The sequence below is a fragment of the Citrobacter sp. R4 genome, assembly GCF_026719175.1.
GTDB classification, from domain to species: domain Bacteria; phylum Pseudomonadota; class Gammaproteobacteria; order Enterobacterales; family Enterobacteriaceae; genus Citrobacter_A; species Citrobacter_A sedlakii.
In genome coordinates, this window is the sequence record NZ_JAPPSU010000013.1 from 1 (window position 1) to 17,970 (window position 17,970).

16 protein-coding genes, 2 rRNA genes and 1 pseudogene are annotated in these 17,970 nt (G+C 52.9%); 11 read left to right on the forward strand and 8 right to left on the reverse strand.

The features are described from left to right. Both OOJ60_RS20430 and rrf read left to right on the forward strand, forming a co-directional pair. Positions 1–102 (forward strand): 23S ribosomal RNA (locus OOJ60_RS20430); the annotation flags it as partial. Between the two features lie 129 nt (positions 103–231). Beyond that, positions 232–347, forward strand: a 5S ribosomal RNA gene (gene rrf / locus OOJ60_RS20435). 101 nt (positions 348–448) lie between these two features. Here rrf and mobB read toward each other — a convergent pair. Next, the gene (gene mobB, locus OOJ60_RS20440) at positions 449–988 is read right to left on the reverse strand and encodes a molybdopterin-guanine dinucleotide biosynthesis protein MobB (RefSeq protein WP_205613098.1); all 540 of its coding nucleotides are present in this window, start codon (positions 986–988) and stop codon (positions 449–451) included. After that, positions 970–1,554: a molybdenum cofactor guanylyltransferase MobA gene (gene mobA, locus OOJ60_RS20445; protein ID WP_181822245.1), complete on the reverse strand. Its 585-nt coding sequence runs from the start codon at positions 1,552–1,554 to the stop codon at positions 970–972. Before mobA ends, mobB begins: the two co-directional genes overlap by 19 nt. A gap of 69 nt (positions 1,555–1,623) precedes the next feature. Here mobA and OOJ60_RS20450 point away from each other — a divergent pair, with 69 nt between their 5' ends. From OOJ60_RS20450 to dsbA, 3 genes are all read left to right on the forward strand, one after another. Next, positions 1,624–1,893: a YihD family protein gene (locus OOJ60_RS20450; RefSeq protein WP_012133952.1), complete on the forward strand. Its 270-nt coding sequence runs from the start codon at positions 1,624–1,626 to the stop codon at positions 1,891–1,893. Between the two features lie 76 nt (positions 1,894–1,969). Beyond that, entirely contained in the window at positions 1,970–2,956 is a 987-nt protein-coding gene (locus OOJ60_RS20455; RefSeq protein WP_205613099.1) for a serine/threonine protein kinase, read from the forward strand. 14 nt (positions 2,957–2,970) lie between these two features. After that, positions 2,971–3,594 (forward strand): thiol:disulfide interchange protein DsbA, encoded by a 624-nt coding sequence (gene dsbA / locus OOJ60_RS20460; RefSeq protein ID WP_042292408.1) that lies wholly within the window; start codon positions 2,971–2,973, stop codon positions 3,592–3,594. Positions 3,595–3,606: 12 nt separating this feature from the next. Here the strand turns inward: dsbA and OOJ60_RS20465 are convergent, their stop codons facing one another. After that, complete coding sequence (locus OOJ60_RS20465; protein ID WP_205613100.1) at positions 3,607–4,542, reverse strand: acyltransferase; 936 nt, start codon at positions 4,540–4,542, stop codon at positions 3,607–3,609. 363 nt (positions 4,543–4,905) lie between these two features. Between OOJ60_RS20465 and polA the strand changes: the two genes are divergently transcribed. Together polA and OOJ60_RS24900 are read left to right on the forward strand one after the other, a co-directional pair. Beyond that, positions 4,906–7,692: a DNA polymerase I gene (gene polA / locus OOJ60_RS20470; protein ID WP_205613101.1), complete on the forward strand. Its 2,787-nt coding sequence runs from the start codon at positions 4,906–4,908 to the stop codon at positions 7,690–7,692. A gap of 166 nt (positions 7,693–7,858) precedes the next feature. After that, positions 7,859–7,906 carry a spot 42 RNA, inhibition of DNA synthesis gene (locus tag OOJ60_RS24900; RefSeq protein WP_071892919.1) on the forward strand — a complete coding sequence of 16 codons (48 nt, stop codon included), beginning with the start codon at positions 7,859–7,861 and terminating at the stop codon, positions 7,904–7,906. 119 nt (positions 7,907–8,025) lie between these two features. Here OOJ60_RS24900 and yihA read toward each other — a convergent pair whose 3' ends face one another. Then, complete coding sequence (yihA, locus tag OOJ60_RS20475) at positions 8,026–8,658, reverse strand: ribosome biogenesis GTP-binding protein YihA/YsxC (protein WP_042292415.1); 633 nt, start codon at positions 8,656–8,658, stop codon at positions 8,026–8,028. A 212-nt stretch (positions 8,659–8,870) separates the two neighbouring features. Here yihA and OOJ60_RS24775 point away from each other — a divergent pair. The 3 genes and pseudogenes from OOJ60_RS24775 to hemN all read left to right on the forward strand — a co-directional run bounded on the left by OOJ60_RS24775 (position 8,871) and on the right by hemN (position 11,306). Continuing rightward, positions 8,871–9,123, forward strand: a pseudogene (locus tag OOJ60_RS24775) (hypothetical protein). 112 nt (positions 9,124–9,235) lie between these two features. Next, complete coding sequence (gene yihI / locus OOJ60_RS20480; RefSeq protein WP_042292418.1) at positions 9,236–9,745, forward strand: Der GTPase-activating protein YihI; 510 nt, start codon at positions 9,236–9,238, stop codon at positions 9,743–9,745. A gap of 187 nt (positions 9,746–9,932) precedes the next feature. After that, complete coding sequence (gene hemN, locus OOJ60_RS20485) at positions 9,933–11,306, forward strand: oxygen-independent coproporphyrinogen III oxidase (protein ID WP_205613102.1); 1,374 nt, start codon at positions 9,933–9,935, stop codon at positions 11,304–11,306. A gap of 52 nt (positions 11,307–11,358) precedes the next feature. Here hemN and OOJ60_RS20490 read toward each other — a convergent pair whose 3' ends face one another. The 4 genes from OOJ60_RS20490 to glnA form a co-directional block, all read right to left on the reverse strand. Next, a complete protein-coding gene (locus tag OOJ60_RS20490) occupies positions 11,359–11,469 on the reverse strand; it encodes a YshB family small membrane protein (RefSeq protein WP_090050632.1) in 111 nt (36 codons plus the stop codon). Positions 11,470–11,581: 112 nt separating this feature from the next. After that, positions 11,582–12,991 (reverse strand): nitrogen regulation protein NR(I), encoded by a 1,410-nt coding sequence (gene glnG / locus OOJ60_RS20495; protein WP_042292676.1) that lies wholly within the window; start codon positions 12,989–12,991, stop codon positions 11,582–11,584. 10 nt (positions 12,992–13,001) lie between these two features. Further along, positions 13,002–14,051, reverse strand: coding sequence for a nitrogen regulation protein NR(II) (gene glnL / locus OOJ60_RS20500; RefSeq protein ID WP_042292424.1), 1,050 nt, complete (start codon positions 14,049–14,051; stop codon positions 13,002–13,004). Between the two features lie 213 nt (positions 14,052–14,264). Continuing rightward, positions 14,265–15,674, reverse strand: a complete 1,410-nt coding sequence (gene glnA, locus OOJ60_RS20505) for a glutamate--ammonia ligase (protein ID WP_042292427.1) — start codon at positions 15,672–15,674, stop codon at positions 14,265–14,267. A gap of 377 nt (positions 15,675–16,051) precedes the next feature. On the opposite strand from glnA, the gene typA reads away from it, so the two are divergent. Beyond that, positions 16,052–17,875: a ribosome-dependent GTPase TypA gene (typA, locus tag OOJ60_RS20510; protein WP_042292429.1), complete on the forward strand. Its 1,824-nt coding sequence runs from the start codon at positions 16,052–16,054 to the stop codon at positions 17,873–17,875. The last annotated feature ends 95 nt before the right edge of the window (positions 17,876–17,970 follow it).

Consider the following 17,970-nt stretch of genomic DNA (forward strand, 5'->3'; position numbering starts at 1 on the left):
CTCCTGAAGGAACGTTGAAGACGACGACGTTGATAGGCCGGGTGTGTAAGCGCAGCGATGCGTTGAGCTAACCGGTACTAATGAACCGTGAGGCTTAACCTTACAACGCCGAAGATGTTTTGGCGGAATTGAGAAGATTTTCAGCTCAGATTCAGAGTTAAGTACGCAATAGTTTGCGCAGCCAGCGCTGCTGATGCGATAAAGTATTGCGTACAGAGCACAAAGAATTTGCCTGGCGGCCGTAGCGCGGTGGTCCCACCTGACCCCATGCCGAACTCAGAAGTGAAACGCCGTAGCGCCGATGGTAGTGTGGGGTCTCCCCATGCGAGAGTAGGGAACTGCCAGGCATCAAACAAGTGAAAAGCCCATCCTGACGGATGGGCTTTTTGCGTTTCTGGCACAGGCCATCTCAGCGCAGCGCCATCCGGCACGGGATGGCGGCTTTGCCTTATTCGGGCGACGGCGAGGAATACCCCTTCAGCCAGTCCAAAACAAAGGTGGCGATCTGCGGTATATCATTTATATCCAGAACGGGTACGCTCATGTCAAGCGGCACATCACTGGCAATCGCAATGACATGCTCGTCTACAGCCAGTTCATCCACCCCGTGGCCGCATTCCTGGCGGAATAATAGGATCTTCGCCACTGTTTCATGCTTGAACCCTTCTACCAGCACCAGGTCCAGCTTAGAAGCATCCATCTGATTTGCCAGATACGCTAAATCCAACTCTGCTTCTTCCGGCGTTTCAGTCATCAGAGCCCAACGCTGCTGGCTGGCGACCAGGGTTTGCATGGCTCCTGCTTTACGCAGTTCATAACTGTCTTTACCTGGCTTATCCACGTCCATATTATGATGGGTGTGCTTGATCAAACCCGGACGGACGCCGCTGGCGCAAAGCGCTGGAATCAGCTTTTTTAACAGCGTGGTTTTTCCGGTTCCACTCCATGCAGCTATCGCCAGTAAAGGGATTATGGTTTGTCCTGCCATCTGGCAAGTTCCTCAAGTGTATTCACGTTTACGAAAGCTTCTTTGCAATCGCTGAAATCAACGGCATGTCCGCCTGCCTGGCGCATAAAAACCATTACCCGGCGCTCACCAGAGCACAAATACTGCTGCAAAAATGGCTGAACCGAGCGGTTTACCAGCGCGATGGTAGGATGATCCCGCTCGCCATCGTGAACCCATACCACTGGCGCATTGTGTCGCTGATGTCGCAAGCGAGCGACCAAATCATCAGGAATAAACGGCGTGTCGCACGGGCAAAACAGAAACCAGTCGCCTTCCGCCTGCTGAAAAACGGAAAGCATACCGGCGAGCGGACCAGGGTAATCCTCCAGTGAATCGGTGATAACCTTCAGCCCACCGGCGCGATAGCGATCAAGATGGCGGTTTGCGTTCACCATCACACTATCCAGTTGCGATAAGAGCGTATCGGCAACGTGTTTCCACAGCGGCTTCCCTTGCAGTTCAAGTAACCCCTTATCTATTCCGCCCATTCGCCTGGCTTTTCCGCCCGCCAGCACAACCCCTGTTATTGCACTATCCTCATTCACTGATATCGCCTCTTTTATTGTGGGATTGACCCTGCTAACGTGTCTGTCTCAAGAGTAAGGAGCACTACCATGAAATGTAAACGTCTGAATGAAGTTATTGAACTCCTCCAGCCTGCCTGGCAAAAGGAGCCAGACCTGAACCTGCTGCAATTTTTGCAGAAACTGGCCAAAGAGTCAGGTTTTGACGGCGAGCTGGCGGATTTAACTGACGACATTCTGATCTATCACCTGAAAATGCGCGACTCTGCCAAAGACGCCGTTATTCCCGGGATTCAGAAAGACTACGAGGAAGATTTCAAAACGGCGTTGCTGCGCGCACGCGGCGTAATTAAAGAGTAAAAGCTTGTAAGCGGCGCAACCGAAACCGTCATGAAATGATATCCTGAATCATTCAAAGCATTTTCCGGATGATGGGATGAACGATAACGCTTTTACTTTCCAGACATTACACCCGGATACCATCATGGATGCGCTGTTTGAACAGGGGATCCGGGTGGATTCCGGACTGACCCCGCTGAACAGCTACGAAAACCGCGTCTATCAGTTTCAGGATGAAGATCGTCAGCGTTTTGTTGTGAAATTCTATCGCCCTGAGCGCTGGTCCGTTGAACAGATCCTGGAAGAGCATCATTTTGCGCAGGAACTGGTGAATGATGATGTTCCGGTGGCCGCACCGCTGGCCTTTGATGGCCAGACGCTGTTGCATCATCAGGGATTCCACTTCGCCATCTTCCCGAGCGTAGGCGGCCGACAGTTTGAAGCGGATAATATCGATCAGATGGAGTCCGTTGGCCGCTATCTTGGGCGTATGCACCGTACCGGACGACGTCAGCCTTTTACGTTCCGCCCCACCATCGGTCTGGAAGAATACCTCACTGAACCGCGCAAACTGTTTGAGCATGCCGTACTTATTCCCTCCGGACAGAAAGCGGCCTTCCTGAAAGCGACCGATGCGCTGATCGCAGCGGTGACGGATCGCTGGCATACATCGTTTGACATGCTGCGACTACACGGCGACTGTCATGTCGGGAACATTCTCTGGCGCGATGGACCCCTGTTTGTGGATTTAGATGATTCCCGTAATGGTCCGGCTATACAGGATCTCTGGATGCTTCTGAATGGAGACAAAGCGGAACAGCGCATGCAGCTGGAAGCGATTATCGAAGCGTATGAAGAATTTAGTGAATTTAATCCGGCTGAAATCGGGCTAATAGAGCCTTTACGCGCGATGCGTTTAGTTTATTATCTGGCCTGGCTGATGCGTCGTTGGGACGATCCTGCCTTTCCTAAGAATTTCCCGTGGTTAACCGGGGAAGATTACTGGCAGCGTCAGACCGCGACGTTCATCGAGCAGACTAAAATCCTGCACGAACCCCCATTACAATTAACACCTATGTATTAATCGGAGACGCAATCATGAAAAAGATTTGGCTGGCGCTGGCTGGTATGGTTTTAGCTTTTAGCGCATCGGCAGCGCAATTCCAGGATGGCAAGCAGTACTCCACACTGGAAAAGCCCGTTGCCGGTGAACCGCAGGTGCTGGAATTCTTCTCTTTTTATTGCCCACACTGCTACCAGTTCGAAGAAGTGCTTCATGTTTCTGATAACGTGAAGAAAAAACTGCCGGAAGGCGTCAAAATGACCAAATACCACGTCGAATTCCTCGGCCCGTTGGGTAAAGATCTGACCCAGGCGTGGGCCGTAGCGATGGCGCTGGGTGTGGAAGATAAAGTAACCGTGCCGATGTTCGAAGCGGTACAGAAAAACCAGACAGTACAAAGCGTAGCGGATATTCGTAAAGTGTTCGTTGATGCTGGCGTTAAGGGTGAAGACTACGACGCGGCGTGGAACAGCTTTGTGGTGAAATCACTGGTCGCACAGCAGGAAAAAGCGGCGGCCGACCTGGAACTGAGTGGCGTTCCGGCGATGTTTGTTAACGGCAAATATCAGGTGAATCCGCAGGGGATGGACACCAGCAGCATGGATATCTTTGTACAGCAGTACGCAGATACCGTGAAATATCTGGTCAGCAAAAAATAATAATAAAGCCGGTCACTGACCGGCTTTATTATTTTCAGCTTTTATTGCCTCTATTTGGGCGTCTTTTTCACTCCACAGCGTATTCAGCCAGCGCTGGAAATGGCGCTTAAAGTCTTTATCGTTAACGTAGTCCCCGTGCAGTTGCCGGGTAACGGGCTGCATATCCACGCGAACCACAATGCGCGTCAGCTTACCTCTCAACATGTCGTAGAAGGGCGTCTGGTCATTCTCCGGGTAGCACAATGTGACATTAAGCAATTTGTCGAACTGGGCGCCCAGCACGTTTAGCGCCATTGCGATCCCCGCGGCTTTAGGCGCCAGCAGATTCTTATACGGTGAACGGGTTTGCTGGCGCTTTTCTTCAGTAAAGCGGGAACCTTCGACAAAATTTACGATGGTTGTCGGATGCGCACGAAATTTCTCGCACGAGCGGCGGGTCGTTTCCACGTCTTTACCGCGCCGCTCCGGGTGGCGCAGCAAATAAGCGCGCGAATAGCGCTTCATAAACGGCATATCCAGCGCCCAGCAGGCGAGGCCAATAAAAGGTACCCATGCTAACTGCTGCTTGAGAAAGTACTTATTCATGGGAATGTGTTTACGAAAGAGTACGCAAAGTACCACGATATCTGCCCAGCTATGGTGATTACAAACCAGCAGATACCAGTTTTTCTTGCTCAGCCCTTCCAGACCTTCCACATCCCATTTCAGCCAGGGATTTAGATGTAGCAGCAGCGCCAGCCCTTCGCACCAGCAGTACATCATAAAATTACAAAACAGGGAGACCCTGCGCCAAACGCTGGGGACGGGGAGCAGAAGCTTTACGATCCCGGCAACGATGATCGGCACAGAGCAGATAATAGTGACTAAAATGGTCAGTACGATGCTAAGCAATAACGTCAGCGAAGCGAGCAATCTCGTCATCAATAATGTATTCAAAGGATTAGCCATAAACAGTGCGCTTAAATGCGCAAGGTGGCTGATTTTATCAGAAAACGATCCAAATGACGGATCTTCGCTGATTCAAAAAAGACGGCTTATCTATCCACATTTCATATTTCGCTGAAAAGGTGAGGAAAATTCCTGGTTAATTTTATAACTCATTGAAAATAATATGTAAAATGAGTTATCGCAAAAATATGCATTTGAAATTAAATCGAAGAAAACTAATTATGCACAAAGTTATCCACAGATAATGTTGCGAGCGATCCCGAAGATCGACAAAAGAATTCCTACAAATGCGGCGAAAAACTGATGTTTTCATCCCGTCTGTGGCATCCTTTACCCATAATCTGATAAACAGGCACGGACATTATGGTTCAGATCCCAGAAAACCCACTTATCCTTGTAGATGGCTCCTCTTATCTTTATCGCGCATACCATGCGTTCCCGCCGCTGACCAACAGCGCGGGGGAGCCGACAGGCGCGATGTATGGCGTCCTCAACATGCTGCGCAGCCTGATCCTGCAGTATCAGCCAACGCATGCCGCAGTGGTGTTTGATGCTAAAGGCAAAACCTTCCGTGACGAGTTATTCGAGCATTACAAATCGCATCGCCCACCGATGCCGGATGACTTGCGTGCGCAAATCGAGCCGCTGCACGCGATGGTGAAAGCGATGGGTCTGCCATTATTGGCTGTATCGGGCGTGGAAGCGGACGATGTGATCGGCACCCTCGCGCGCGAGGCCGAGAAGGTGGGCCGTCCGGTGCTGATCAGCACCGGTGATAAAGATATGGCGCAGCTGGTTACGCCCAATATTACGCTGATCAACACCATGACCAACACGATTCTGGGCCCGGAGGAAGTGGTCAATAAATATGGCGTACCGCCAGAGCTTATCATCGACTTTCTGGCGCTGATGGGCGATTCCTCGGACAACATACCGGGCGTACCGGGGGTCGGCGAGAAGACCGCCCAGGCGCTGCTCCAGGGGCTGGGAGGACTTGATACTCTCTATGCCGAGCCGGAGAAAATCGCCGGACTGACCTTCCGCGGGGCGAAAACGATGGCGGGTAAACTTGAGCAAAATAAAGAAGTTGCTTATCTCTCTTACCAGCTGGCAACCATTAAAACCGACGTCGAACTGGAACTGACCTGTGAACAACTGGCTGTACAGCAGCCGATTGCCGATGAGCTGCTGGGCCTGTTCCGCAAATACGAGTTCAAACGCTGGACCGCCGATGTCGAGGCTGGAAAATGGCTGCAAGCGAAGGGCGCGAAGCCTGCGGCTAAACCGCAAGAGACGATTGTGATTGATGAAGCCGCTGACGTACCTGCCGCCGCGCTCTCTTATGACAACTACGTCACCATCCTTGATGAAGCGACGCTGAAAACGTGGATCGCGAAGTTGAAAAAAGCGCCAGTGTTCGCTTTTGATACTGAAACGGACAGCCTTGATAACCTCACCGCCAACCTGGTGGGACTGTCGTTTGCTATTGAACCCGGCGTGGCGGCGTATGTTCCGGTTGCGCATGATTATCTGGATGCGCCGGATCAGATCGCCCGTGACCGCGCGCTGGAACTGCTCAAGCCGCTGCTGGAAGACGAAAATGTCCGCAAGGTTGGGCAAAACCTGAAATACGATCGCGGCATTCTGGCGAACTATGGCATAGAACTGCGCGGCATTGCCTTTGATACCATGCTGGAGTCCTACATCCTGAACAGCGTGGCCGGACGTCACGATATGGACAGTCTCTCCGATCGCTGGCTGAAACACAAAACCATCACCTTCGAAGAGATTGCTGGCAAAGGCAAAAATCAGCTGACCTTTAACCAGATTGCCCTGGAAGAGGCGGGGCGCTACGCGGCAGAAGATGCGGACGTCACGTTACAACTGCATCTGAAAATGTGGCCAGAACTTCAGCAGCATAAAGGACCGCTGAACGTTTTTGAAAACATCGAAATGCCGCTGGTGCCGGTGCTTTCCCGCGTTGAGCGCAACGGTGTGATGATCGACCCGGCGGTTCTGCACAAGCATTCAGAAGAGATTACGCTGCGTCTGGCGGAGCTGGAGCAGAAAGCGCACGACATCGCAGGAGAAGCGTTTAATCTTTCTTCAACCAAACAACTGCAAACCATCCTGTTTGAAAAACAGGGGATCAAGCCGTTGAAGAAAACCCCAGGAGGCGCGCCGTCAACGTCGGAAGAGGTGCTGGAAGAGCTGGCGTTGGATTACCCACTGCCGAAGGTGATACTGGAGTATCGTGGCCTGGCGAAGCTGAAATCGACCTACACTGACAAACTGCCGTTAATGATTAACCCGAAAACCGGGCGCGTACATACGTCGTATCATCAGGCCGTCACCGCAACCGGGCGTTTGTCGTCCACCGACCCGAACCTGCAAAATATTCCGGTACGTAACGAAGAAGGACGTCGTATCCGTCAGGCGTTCATCCCGCCGAAGGACTACGTTATTGTGTCTGCCGACTATTCGCAGATTGAACTGCGCATTATGGCGCATCTGTCGCGTGACAAAGGGCTGCTGACCGCGTTTGCAGAAGGCAAAGATATCCACCGCGCCACCGCGGCGGAAGTGTTTGGCCTGCCGTTGGACACCGTGACGAATGAACAGCGTCGCAGCGCGAAAGCGATCAACTTTGGCCTGATCTACGGCATGAGCGCCTTTGGTCTGGCGCGCCAGCTCAACATTCCGCGCAAGGAAGCGCAGAAGTATATGGATCTCTACTTCGAGCGTTATCCTGGCGTTCTGGAGTATATGGAGCGTACGCGTGCCCAGGCGAAAGAGCAGAGCTACGTTGAAACGCTGGAGGGCCGCCGTCTCTATCTGCCGGATATTAAGTCCAGCAACGGCGCGCGCCGCGCAGGTGCTGAGCGTGCGGCGATCAACGCCCCGATGCAGGGCACCGCCGCCGATATCATCAAACGTGCGATGATTGCCGTTGATGCCTGGCTGGAAAGCGAGCAGCCGCGCGTTCGTATGATCATGCAGGTGCACGATGAACTGGTGTTCGAAGTGCATAAAGACGACCTGGATGCCGTGTCGAAGCAGATCCACCAATTGATGGAAAACTGTACGCGCATTGACGTACCGTTGCTGGTGGAAGTCGGTAGCGGTGAAAACTGGGATCAGGCGCACTAAGAGGACGCGGAATAACTCACCTTTTTCGTAAGTAAGCAACATAAGCAGAAGCATTTTGTGATGAGTATTGGAATTCCTTATGTAAAGAATGAAAAAAAATTACAAAAAGTGCTTTCTGAGCTGCTTAAAAAAGAGTAAAGTTATTCGCGTAGGGTACAGAGGTAAGATGTTCTATCTTTCAGACCTTTTACTTCACGTAATCGGATTTGGCTGAATATTTTAGCCGCCCCAGTCAGTTTCTGACTGGGGCGTTTTTTATTGCGTTCTTTCTGCTATAAAGATGAGTCCGTAGGCCGGATAAGGCATTCACGCCGCTATCCGGCATGACGAAACTTACGCTTCGTCCTGTACGTCTTCTACCGGCGCCAAATCGCTAAACCAACTGTCCAGTTTCTGCCGCAACTTATCCACGCCCTGTTTCTTCAGCGACGAAAACGCTTCAACCTGTACATCGCCATTAAAAGCCAGCACTGCTTCGCGTACTTTATTTAACTGCGCCTTACGCGCGCCGCTTGCCAGTTTGTCCGCTTTGGTCAGCAGAACCAGTACCTGGATATTGCTTTCAACCGCCCATTGAATCATTTGCTGATCGAGATCTTTCAGTGGATGGCGAATGTCCATTAGCACAACCAGACCCTGCAGGCTCTGACGTTTTTCAAGATACTCACCCAGCGCGCGCTGCCATTTACGCTTCATTTCCTCTGGTACTTCGGCGTAGCCATAGCCAGGCAGGTCAACGAGGCGTTTGCCGTCGACCACTTCAAACAGGTTAATAAGCTGGGTACGGCCAGGCGTTTTTGAGGTCCGCGCCAGGCTTTTCTGATTGGTCAGCGTATTCAGCGCACTGGATTTGCCTGCGTTAGAACGGCCAGCAAAAGCCACTTCAATTCCGGTGTCGGAAGGTAAATGGCGAATATCAGGCGCACTCATCACAAAATGCGTCTGTTGATAATTCAAGTTAATCAAAGCGGTCGTCTCCGTCAGTCAAAGCTTTGCGGCGATTATACCTGAACGGCAGCAAAAGACGGATTTTTCGGCGCACGACGTCTGTAAGCAAAAACCCTGTGCTTTGTGAGACATTGCCGACAATTCTTATACGAAATTTAGGCATAATTGCAGGGCTGAAAATCAATTAAAGTAACTAAATCAATCTATTAACGTTGTGTAATAATCTGAAAATGTCTGTATTACACGCCCGATGGCTTGTCTGTTTTCGTCAAAAGAGTAGAGTATTACTTATAGCGAGGACGCTGGAAGGATAAACGACTCAGGATGAGGGTCAGGAGCGCCAGGAGGCGAAGACACAGGATTGTCAGGAAGACAGACGTCCGGAGACGTTGAGATTACGGAAATGGAAAAGACACGGAACGTTCCAGGCTGAAGGAAAAACAGGGTGCGTTGAGAGCCGACACGGAATGTAGAACCCGTTAAGGGTTGTGAGTCAGGTTAAAAGGCGACAGAGCAATCTGTCGCCTTTTTTCTTTATTTCTGCTAGATTCTGGCGCAAATGTATACTGAATAAAACAGCCAAAGACGAATCACTATGAAATCCACATCTACACCACGCGGCAAAGGGCCTGCAAAGGCGCGCCGTAAAACCCGCGAAGAGCTGAATCAGGAAGCTCGCGACCGCAAGCGCCAGAAAAAACACCGTGGTCACGCGGCGGGTAGTCGTGCGACGGGTGGTGACGCGGCGACGGGCGCAAAAAACCAGAAAAAAGCAAAAGATCCACGTATTGGCAGTAAAACCCCCATTCCATTGGGCGTGACGGAAAAAGTCACCAAACAGCACAAACCGAAGAGCGAGAAACCTATGCTTTCACCGCAGGCTGAGTTGGATTTACTGGAAACGGATGAGCGCCTGGATGCGCTGTTAGAACGTCTGGAAGCTGGCGAAACCCTGAGCGCCGAAGATCAGAGCTGGGTGGATGCCAAACTGGATCGCATCGACGAACTGATGCAGAAGCTGGGCCTCTCCTACGATGATGACGAAGAAGAGGAAGAAGACGAGCAGCAGGAAGATATGATGCGCCTGCTTCGCGGGGGTAACTGACGGTTTACACCGTGGGCCTTCCCGTCCTGCTTATAACCCTTCCGGTTATATGTTATCTGGTGTGGTTATTCGTTAAACTACAACGGTTGTCGCGGCGACAAAAGTGGCTGCGCAACCGGCTTATCACTCGCAGTGGAGTGAGGCCGGTACGCCGTACCCGCCAGAGACGCCATCGGAAGGAGTGAGCATGTCTGAACAACAAATAGACTGGGATCTGGCCCTGATCCAGAAATATAACTATTCCGGGCCACGATATACCTCGTACCCGACCGCGCTCGAGTTTTCTGAAGCGTTTGATGAGCAGGCATTCTTGCAGGCCGTTGCGCGTTATCCTGAGCGTCCGCTCTCGCTGTACGTCCACATTCCGTTTTGCCACAAACTCTGTTACTTCTGCGGTTGCAATAAGATTGTCACCCGCCAGCAGCACAAAGCCGATCAGTATCTGGATGCCCTGGAACAGGAAATGCTGCACCGCGCGCCCTTGTTTGCTGGTCGGCAGGTTAGCCAGCTGCACTGGGGCGGCGGTACGCCAACCTATTTGAATAAAGCGCAAATCAGCCGCTTAATGACCCTGCTGCGCGATAATTTCCATTTCAACGCCGATGCGGAAATCTCGATCGAAGTTGATCCGCGCGAAATTGAACTGGATGTGCTCGATCATTTACGAGCGGAAGGCTTTAACCGTCTGAGCATGGGGGTGCAGGACTTCAATAAAGAGGTGCAGCGTCTGGTCAACCGCGAACAGGACGAAGAGTTTATCTTTGCGCTGCTTCACCATGCCCGTGAAATCGGTTTTACCTCCACCAATATTGACCTGATTTATGGTTTGCCGAAACAAACGCCGGAAAGCTTCGCTTTTACTCTGAAGCGGGTGGCGGAACTGAATCCGGATCGGCTGAGCGTCTTTAACTACGCGCATCTGCCGACGCTGTTTGCCGCCCAGCGTAAGATTAAAGACGCGGATCTGCCGAGTGCTCAGCAGAAGCTGGATATTCTCCAGCAGACCATCGCCTCGCTGACAGAGAGCGGCTATCAGTTCATTGGCATGGATCACTTTGCCCGTCCGGACGATGAGCTGGCGATTGCCCAGCGTGAAGGCGTTTTGCATCGTAATTTCCAGGGCTACACCACCCAGGGCGATACTGACCTGTTGGGGATGGGCGTTTCCGCCATCAGTATGATTGGCGACTGCTATGCGCAGAACCAGAAAGAGCTTAAGCACTATTATCAGCAAGTGGATGAACAGGGAAATGCGCTGTGGCGCGGCATAGCCCTGACGCGTGACGACTGTATTCGTCGTGACGTCATCAAGTCGCTGATTTGCAATTTCCGTCTCGACTATTCTGCCGTTGAACAGCAATGGGATCTCAATGTCGCCGACTACTTCGCGGAAGATCTGAAACTGCTGGCGCCGTTGGCGAAAGATGGGCTGGTGGATGTGAATGCGAAAGGGATTCAGGTGACAGCGAAAGGCCGTTTGCTGATTCGCAACATTTGCATGTGCTTCGATGCTTATCTGCGTCAGAAAGCGCGGATGCAGCAATTCTCGCGGGTGATTTAAGCCGAACAGTAAAGAGTTAGCCGGATAAGCGTAAGCGTTATCCGGCACTCCGTTAGCTGAACAGCCCAACCAGCGCCGCGCACAGTACTGCGGCGACCGCAGTTTGTGGCGTATGGCTGTCGACCGCTCCGCTTGATAGCAGATTTATAATCGATTCCAGCATAATGTGTCCCCCGTTTGCCGGGCACGATCATACTCAACTCATCGGAACAGTAAAGCGCAAAATAACGGCAATTTGCGCTCAATTATTAATCTTTACACGCGCGCGCCGACGCTTACTCCATTCCCAGCTCTTTTAACTTCCGCGTCAGGGTATTTCGACCCCAGCCGAGCAGTCGCGCGGCTTCCTGTTTATGCCCCTGGGTGTGGCGTAACGCAGTTGTCAGCAGGGTGCGCTCCATTTCCGGCTGCGCTTCAGACAGCAGGTTTTGATGACCGGAACGCAGCGCCCGATCCGCCCACTGCGCCAGCAGGGTCGCCCAACTGTCTGGCTGCAAGTGGGAAGGGCTGTCTGGCACTGTCGCTTCAAACAGCTCGCCTGGCAGGTCCTGGATCAACACCTCCTGACCGGCCGCCATCACCGTTAACCAACGGCAGGTATTTTCCAGTTGTCGAACGTTGCCCGGCCACGCCAGACGCGTCAGCGCGGCTTCGGTTTCCGGGTGCAGCAGTTTAGCTTCAACGCCAAGTTCACGCGCTGCGACCTGAAGGAAGTGGCGGGCGAGTCGTGGAATATCCTCCCGCCGTTCGCGCAGTGGCGGCAGATGAACGCGTATCACGTTCAAACGGTGGAACAGGTCTTCACGAAATTTACCTTCCTGTACCCGCTGTTCGAGGTTCTGGTGCGTGGCGGCGATAATTCGCACATCCACCTTCACCGGCGCATAGCCGCCTACGCGGTAAAACTGACCGTCAGCCAGCACGCGCAGCAAGCGTGTCTGCACATCCAGCGGCATATCGCCGATCTCATCAAGAAATAGCGTACCGCCATCGGCCTGCTCAAAGCGACCCTGACGAATGGTGTTCGCGCCGGTAAACGCCCCTTTTTCATGACCAAACAGCTCGGATTCAATCAGGTCCTTTGGGATCGCCGCCATGTTCAGCGCGATAAACGGCGCTTTCGCCCGTGGGCTATGGCGATGCAGCGCGTGGGCGACCAGTTCTTTACCGGTCCCGGACTCACCATTAATCAGCACGCTGATAGAAGAACGGGACAGCCGCCCGATAATGCGGAACACGTCCTGCATGGCGGGCGCTTCGCCGATGATATCGGTGGTGGGGCCGTTGATCTGAATATTGCGCGGCTGCTGCTGTTCCTGATAATGGCTGATGGCGCGCTCAACCAGCGCGACGGCCTCGTCGATATCAAACGGTTTTGGCAGGTAATCAAACGCGCCCTGCTGATAGGCGCTGACGGCGGCATCCAGATCAGAATGCGCGGTCATTATGATGACCGGAAGCATTGGATGGCGCTGCTTGATCTGCTTTAACAACGCCAGCCCGTCCATGCCAGGCATCCGAATGTCGGACAACAATACGTCCGGCGTTTTACTCGCCAGTGCGTTCAGTACATCGTTACCGTTTTCAAATGTGGTGCAACTCAGACCCGCCCCAGCGAGAGCACGTTCAAGCACCCAACGGATGGAACTATCGTCATCGACTACCCAGACTATTCCTCGTTGCATAAACGTCACCTTATTTCCTGATAGGCAGATAAACCGAAAACTCGGTGTGCCCTGGCCAACTGGTAAATTCAATTTTGCCGGAATGTTGATCGATCAAATTGCGGGCGATGGATAAGCCCAGCCCGGTGCCGCCTTCGCGACCGCTGACCATCGGATAAAACAACGTGTCCTGTAAATGGGAAGGGATCCCCGGCCCGTTGTCTTCCACGTCAATACGCGCCGCCAGACGGTAGCGCTCGCCGTGCAGCGTAAGCTGGAAGGCGGTACGGGTGCGCAGCACGATCTCTCCGCCCTCCGGTCCCAGCGCCTGTAATGCGTTGCGAACAATATTCAACAGCACCTGTTCGATCTGCTCCGGGTCGTGCGGCAACTCCGGCAGGCTGGGGTCGTAATCGCGGATCAGCGTGACGTTATCCGGTAGCTCCATCGACACCAGCGCTACCACACGCTCCGCCACCTTATGAATACTCTCCGTGACATGGGTGCCTGGCATCTGCGGACCTAACAACCGGTCGACCAGGTTACGCAGCCTGTCGGCCTGCTCAATGATCACTTTGGTGTATTCCAGCAGCGCCGGGTCAGGCAGGGCTTTACTCAACAGTTGCGCCGCGCCGCGTAAGCCGCCGAGCGGGTTTTTTATCTCATGGGCCAGCCCACGTACCAGATCGCGTGCGGCGACCTGCTGAGCGTGCTGAAGCTGCTCCTGGCTCAGACGGCGCTGATTATCCATCGGCGCCATCTCCAGTAAAATCTGGCCGTCCGGCATACGCTGCGCGGTGACGGAAAGAATATGCGAACGCCCGTCAATCACCAGCGTCACTTCGTTATCCGTAAAACCTTGTCCCGCCTCTAAACTCTCGCGCATGAGTTCAAGATTTAAGGAGAAGTAGCTCAGGAGTTCAGGAAGCGGCGTACCAAACAGTTTGCGTGAGCTTTGAGCGAGCAACTGCTGAGCAGCCGGGTTGGCGTAGTGTACCGCCAGCTCATCGTCGACCAGCAAGATGCTGTTGATAAGCGAATTGAGGATCTGCCCAGCATCGGGCGGCGTGCCTGTTGCCATACAGCAGTCTCCTGACAGTCTGCACCATTTTAGTGCATTATAGCTTTTACGCAGAAAAAGCGCGAAGGATCAGGTTGTTGGCGGAGAAAAAAGCCCATCAGATGATGGGCTACAGATTGCTGACAACCTTCACGCCGAATGGCGGCGATGAGGGTCGACATCAGTCTTAAACCTGCCGGAGCAGGCAAAAGTTTCCACGGCAACTTAAAACGATTAAACGCTGTAGTACAGCTCAAACTCTACCGGGTGCGGCGTCATGCGTACGCGGTCGTTTTCTTCGCGGCGCAGGGCGATGTAGGCATCGATAGCTTCATCGGTAAAGACGCCACCCGCTTTCAGGAACTCGCGGTCCAGATCCAGCTCGTTGAGGGCTTCTTCCAGAGAACCAGCAACCTGCGGGATCTCTTTCGCTTCTTCCGGCGGCAGGTCGTACAGGTTTTTGTCCATCGCTTCGCCTGGGTGGATCTTGTTCTTGATACCGTCAAGACCCGCCATCAGCAGGGCGGCAAAGCACAGGTACGGGTTCGCCGCCGGGTCCGGGAAGCGCACTTCGATACGACGCGCTTTCGGAGAAGCCACTACCGGGATACGGATAGATGCGGAACGGTTACGCGCGGAGTAGGCCAGCATGACTGGCGCTTCGTAGCCCGGAACCAGACGCTTGTAGGAGTTGGTGGTCGGGTTCGCCAGGGCGTTGATCGCTTTTGCGTGTTTGATCACGCCGCCGATGTAGTACAGCGCCTGCTCGGACAGACCGGCATACTTGTCGCCAGAGAACAGGTTGGTGCCGTTTTTCGACAGCGACATGTGGCAGTGCATCCCGGAACCGTTATCACCGAACATCGGTTTTGGCATAAAGGTCGCGGTTTTACCGAAGCGGTGCGCAACGTTGTGAACCACATATTTGTAAATCTGAATTTCGTCCGCTTTTTTGGTCATGGTGTTGAAGCGGGTTGCCACTTCGTTCTGACCTGCGGTTGCCACTTCATGGTGGTGCGCTTCAACGACCAGACCCATCTGCTCCATCACCAGGCACATTTCAGAACGAATATCCTGAGCGGAGTCTACTGGCGGAACCGGGAAGTAACCGCCTTTCACTGCCGGACGGTGGCCTTTGTTGCCGCCTTCATACTGGGTGGCAGAGTTCCAGGCGCCTTCGATATCGTCAATAGCGACATGGGAACCGGAGATAGAGCTGCCGAAACGGATGTCGTCAAACAGGAAGAATTCCGGTTCTGGCCCGAACAGCACCGTGTCGGCGATGCCGGTAGAACGCAGGTAGTCTTCCGCGCGCTTGGCGATAGAACGCGGATCGCGGTCATAGCCCTGCAGCGTACCCGGTTCCAGGATGTCACAACGAATGATCAAGGTAGAGTCTGCGAAGAACGGGTCGATAACCGCAGTAGAGGCGTCCGGCATCAGCACCATGTCAGATTCGTTGATACCTTTCCAGCCACCAATCGAGGAGCCGTCAAACATTTTGCCTTCTTCAAAGAATTCGGCATTCACCTGATGAGCAGGGATTGTGACGTGCTGTTCTTTACCTTTGGTATCAGTGAAGCGCAGATCGACAAACTTCACTTCGTGCTCATTCAGCATCGTCAAAACGTGTTCAGCGGACATACTTAACTCTCCAGATTGGTCATGGTCGTCGTGGTAACGAGGTGTTCAATTCTTTCATCATTTGGCCGTGTCGCCGTAAAAATGATAAAGCGAAATCTGTGCCAACTTTTAAATTGCCCCTAAAAGGCGTTATCATGCGCACCATCGTGCAAAAGGGCTGCACCATACTGCGTATGTTGCACCAAAATAGTGCTTTAATGTGAACATTAAGCACCATGTTGGTGCAATGCACAATGAATAACCCTTTTAACGCTCCGTGAAAGCGATCACAAAGAAACTCTGCAATACTTGTTTGCGGAGGATGTTTGTGATCCTGTTTTGTAGTGCGATTAATCCGTGTACAATAACGCGCTATTTCTAATGCCTGAGGCAAAGTTGTGATCGAAAATTTGCGTAACATCGCCATCATCGCGCACGTTGACCATGGTAAAACTACCCTGGTTGATAAGCTGCTGCAGCAATCCGGTACGTTCGACTCTCGTGCCGAAACTCAAGAGCGTGTGATGGACTCCAACGATTTGGAGAAAGAGCGTGGGATTACTATCCTCGCGAAAAACACCGCTATTAAATGGAATGATTACCGTATCAACATCGTTGATACCCCTGGGCACGCAGACTTCGGTGGTGAAGTTGAGCGTGTCATGTCCATGGTCGACTCCGTGCTGCTGGTGGTTGACGCATTTGACGGCCCGATGCCGCAGACGCGCTTCGTGACCAAAAAAGCCTTTGCTCATGGCCTGAAGCCTATCGTGGTTATCAACAAAGTTGACCGTCCTGGCGCGCGTCCGGACTGGGTTGTCGATCAGGTATTCGACCTGTTTGTAAACCTTGACGCGACCGACGAACAGCTGGACTTCCCGATCATTTACGCATCCGCCCTGAACGGTATTGCTGGTCTGGATCACGAAGATATGGCGGAAGACATGACTCCGCTGTACCAGGCGATCGTTGACCACGTACCTGCGCCGGACGTTGACCTTGACGGTCCGTTCCAGATGCAGATCTCCCAGCTCGACTACAACAACTACGTTGGCGTTATCGGCATTGGCCGTATCAAACGCGGCAAAGTGAAGCCGAACCAGCAGATCACTATCATTGATAGCGAAGGTAAAACCCGTAACGGTAAAGTCGGTAAGGTACTGACTCACCTGGGTCTGGAGCGTATCGACAGCGATCTGGCGGAAGCAGGCGACATCATTGCTATCACCGGTCTGGGTGAGCTGAACATCTCTGACACCATTTGCGATCCGCAGAATGTGGAAGCGCTGCCAGCGCTGTCTGTTGACGAACCGACTGTCACCATGTTCTTCAACGTCAACACCTCGCCATTCTGTGGTAAAGAAGGTAAATACGTTACCTCTCGTCAGATCCTTGACCGCCTGAACAAAGAACTGGTACACAACGTTGCGCTGCGCGTTGAAGAAACCGAAGATGCGGACGCGTTCCGTGTATCCGGTCGCGGTGAACTTCACCTGTCTGTTCTTATCGAAAACATGCGTCGTGAAGGTTTCGAAATGGCGGTTTCCCGTCCGAAAGTTATCTTCCGTGAAATCGATGGCCGTAAACAAGAGCCGTTCGAGAACGTGACGCTGGACGTTGAAGAACAGCACCAGGGTTCCGTGATGCAGGCGCTGGGCGAGCGTAAAGGCGACCTGAAAAACATGAATCCGGATGGCAAAGGCCGCGTGCGTCTCGACTACGTGATCCCAAGCCGTGGCCTGATCGGCTTCCGTTCCGAATTCATGACCATGACGTCCGGTACCGGTCTGCTGTATTCCACCTTCAGCCACTACGACGACGTGCGTCCGGGTGAAGTGGGCCAGCGTAACAACGGCGTACTGATCTCCAACGGTCAGGGTAAGGCGGTGGCGTTTGCGCTGTTCGGTCTGCAGGATCGCGGTAAGCTGTTCCTGGGACACGGTGCGGAAGTTTATGAAGGCCAAATCATCGGTATTCACAGCCGTTCCAACGACCTGACGGTAAACTGCCTGACCGGTAAGAAATTGACCAACATGCGTGCGTCCGGTACGGACGAAGCAACGGTTCTGGTTCCGCCGGTTAAGATGACGCTTGAGCAGGCGCTGGAATTCATCGATGATGACGAACTGGTAGAAGTGACGCCACAGTCTATCCGTATTCGTAAGCGTCATCTGACGGAAAACGATCGCCGTCGCGCGATGCGTGGTCCGAAAGAAGAGTAATCCCGCCAAATGCCTGCTAGCGCATCGGGCGTGTAATGGGTAAACCGGGCATCGTCCGGCAAGCAAAAATGAAAAAAAGCCGCTGAAATTCAGCG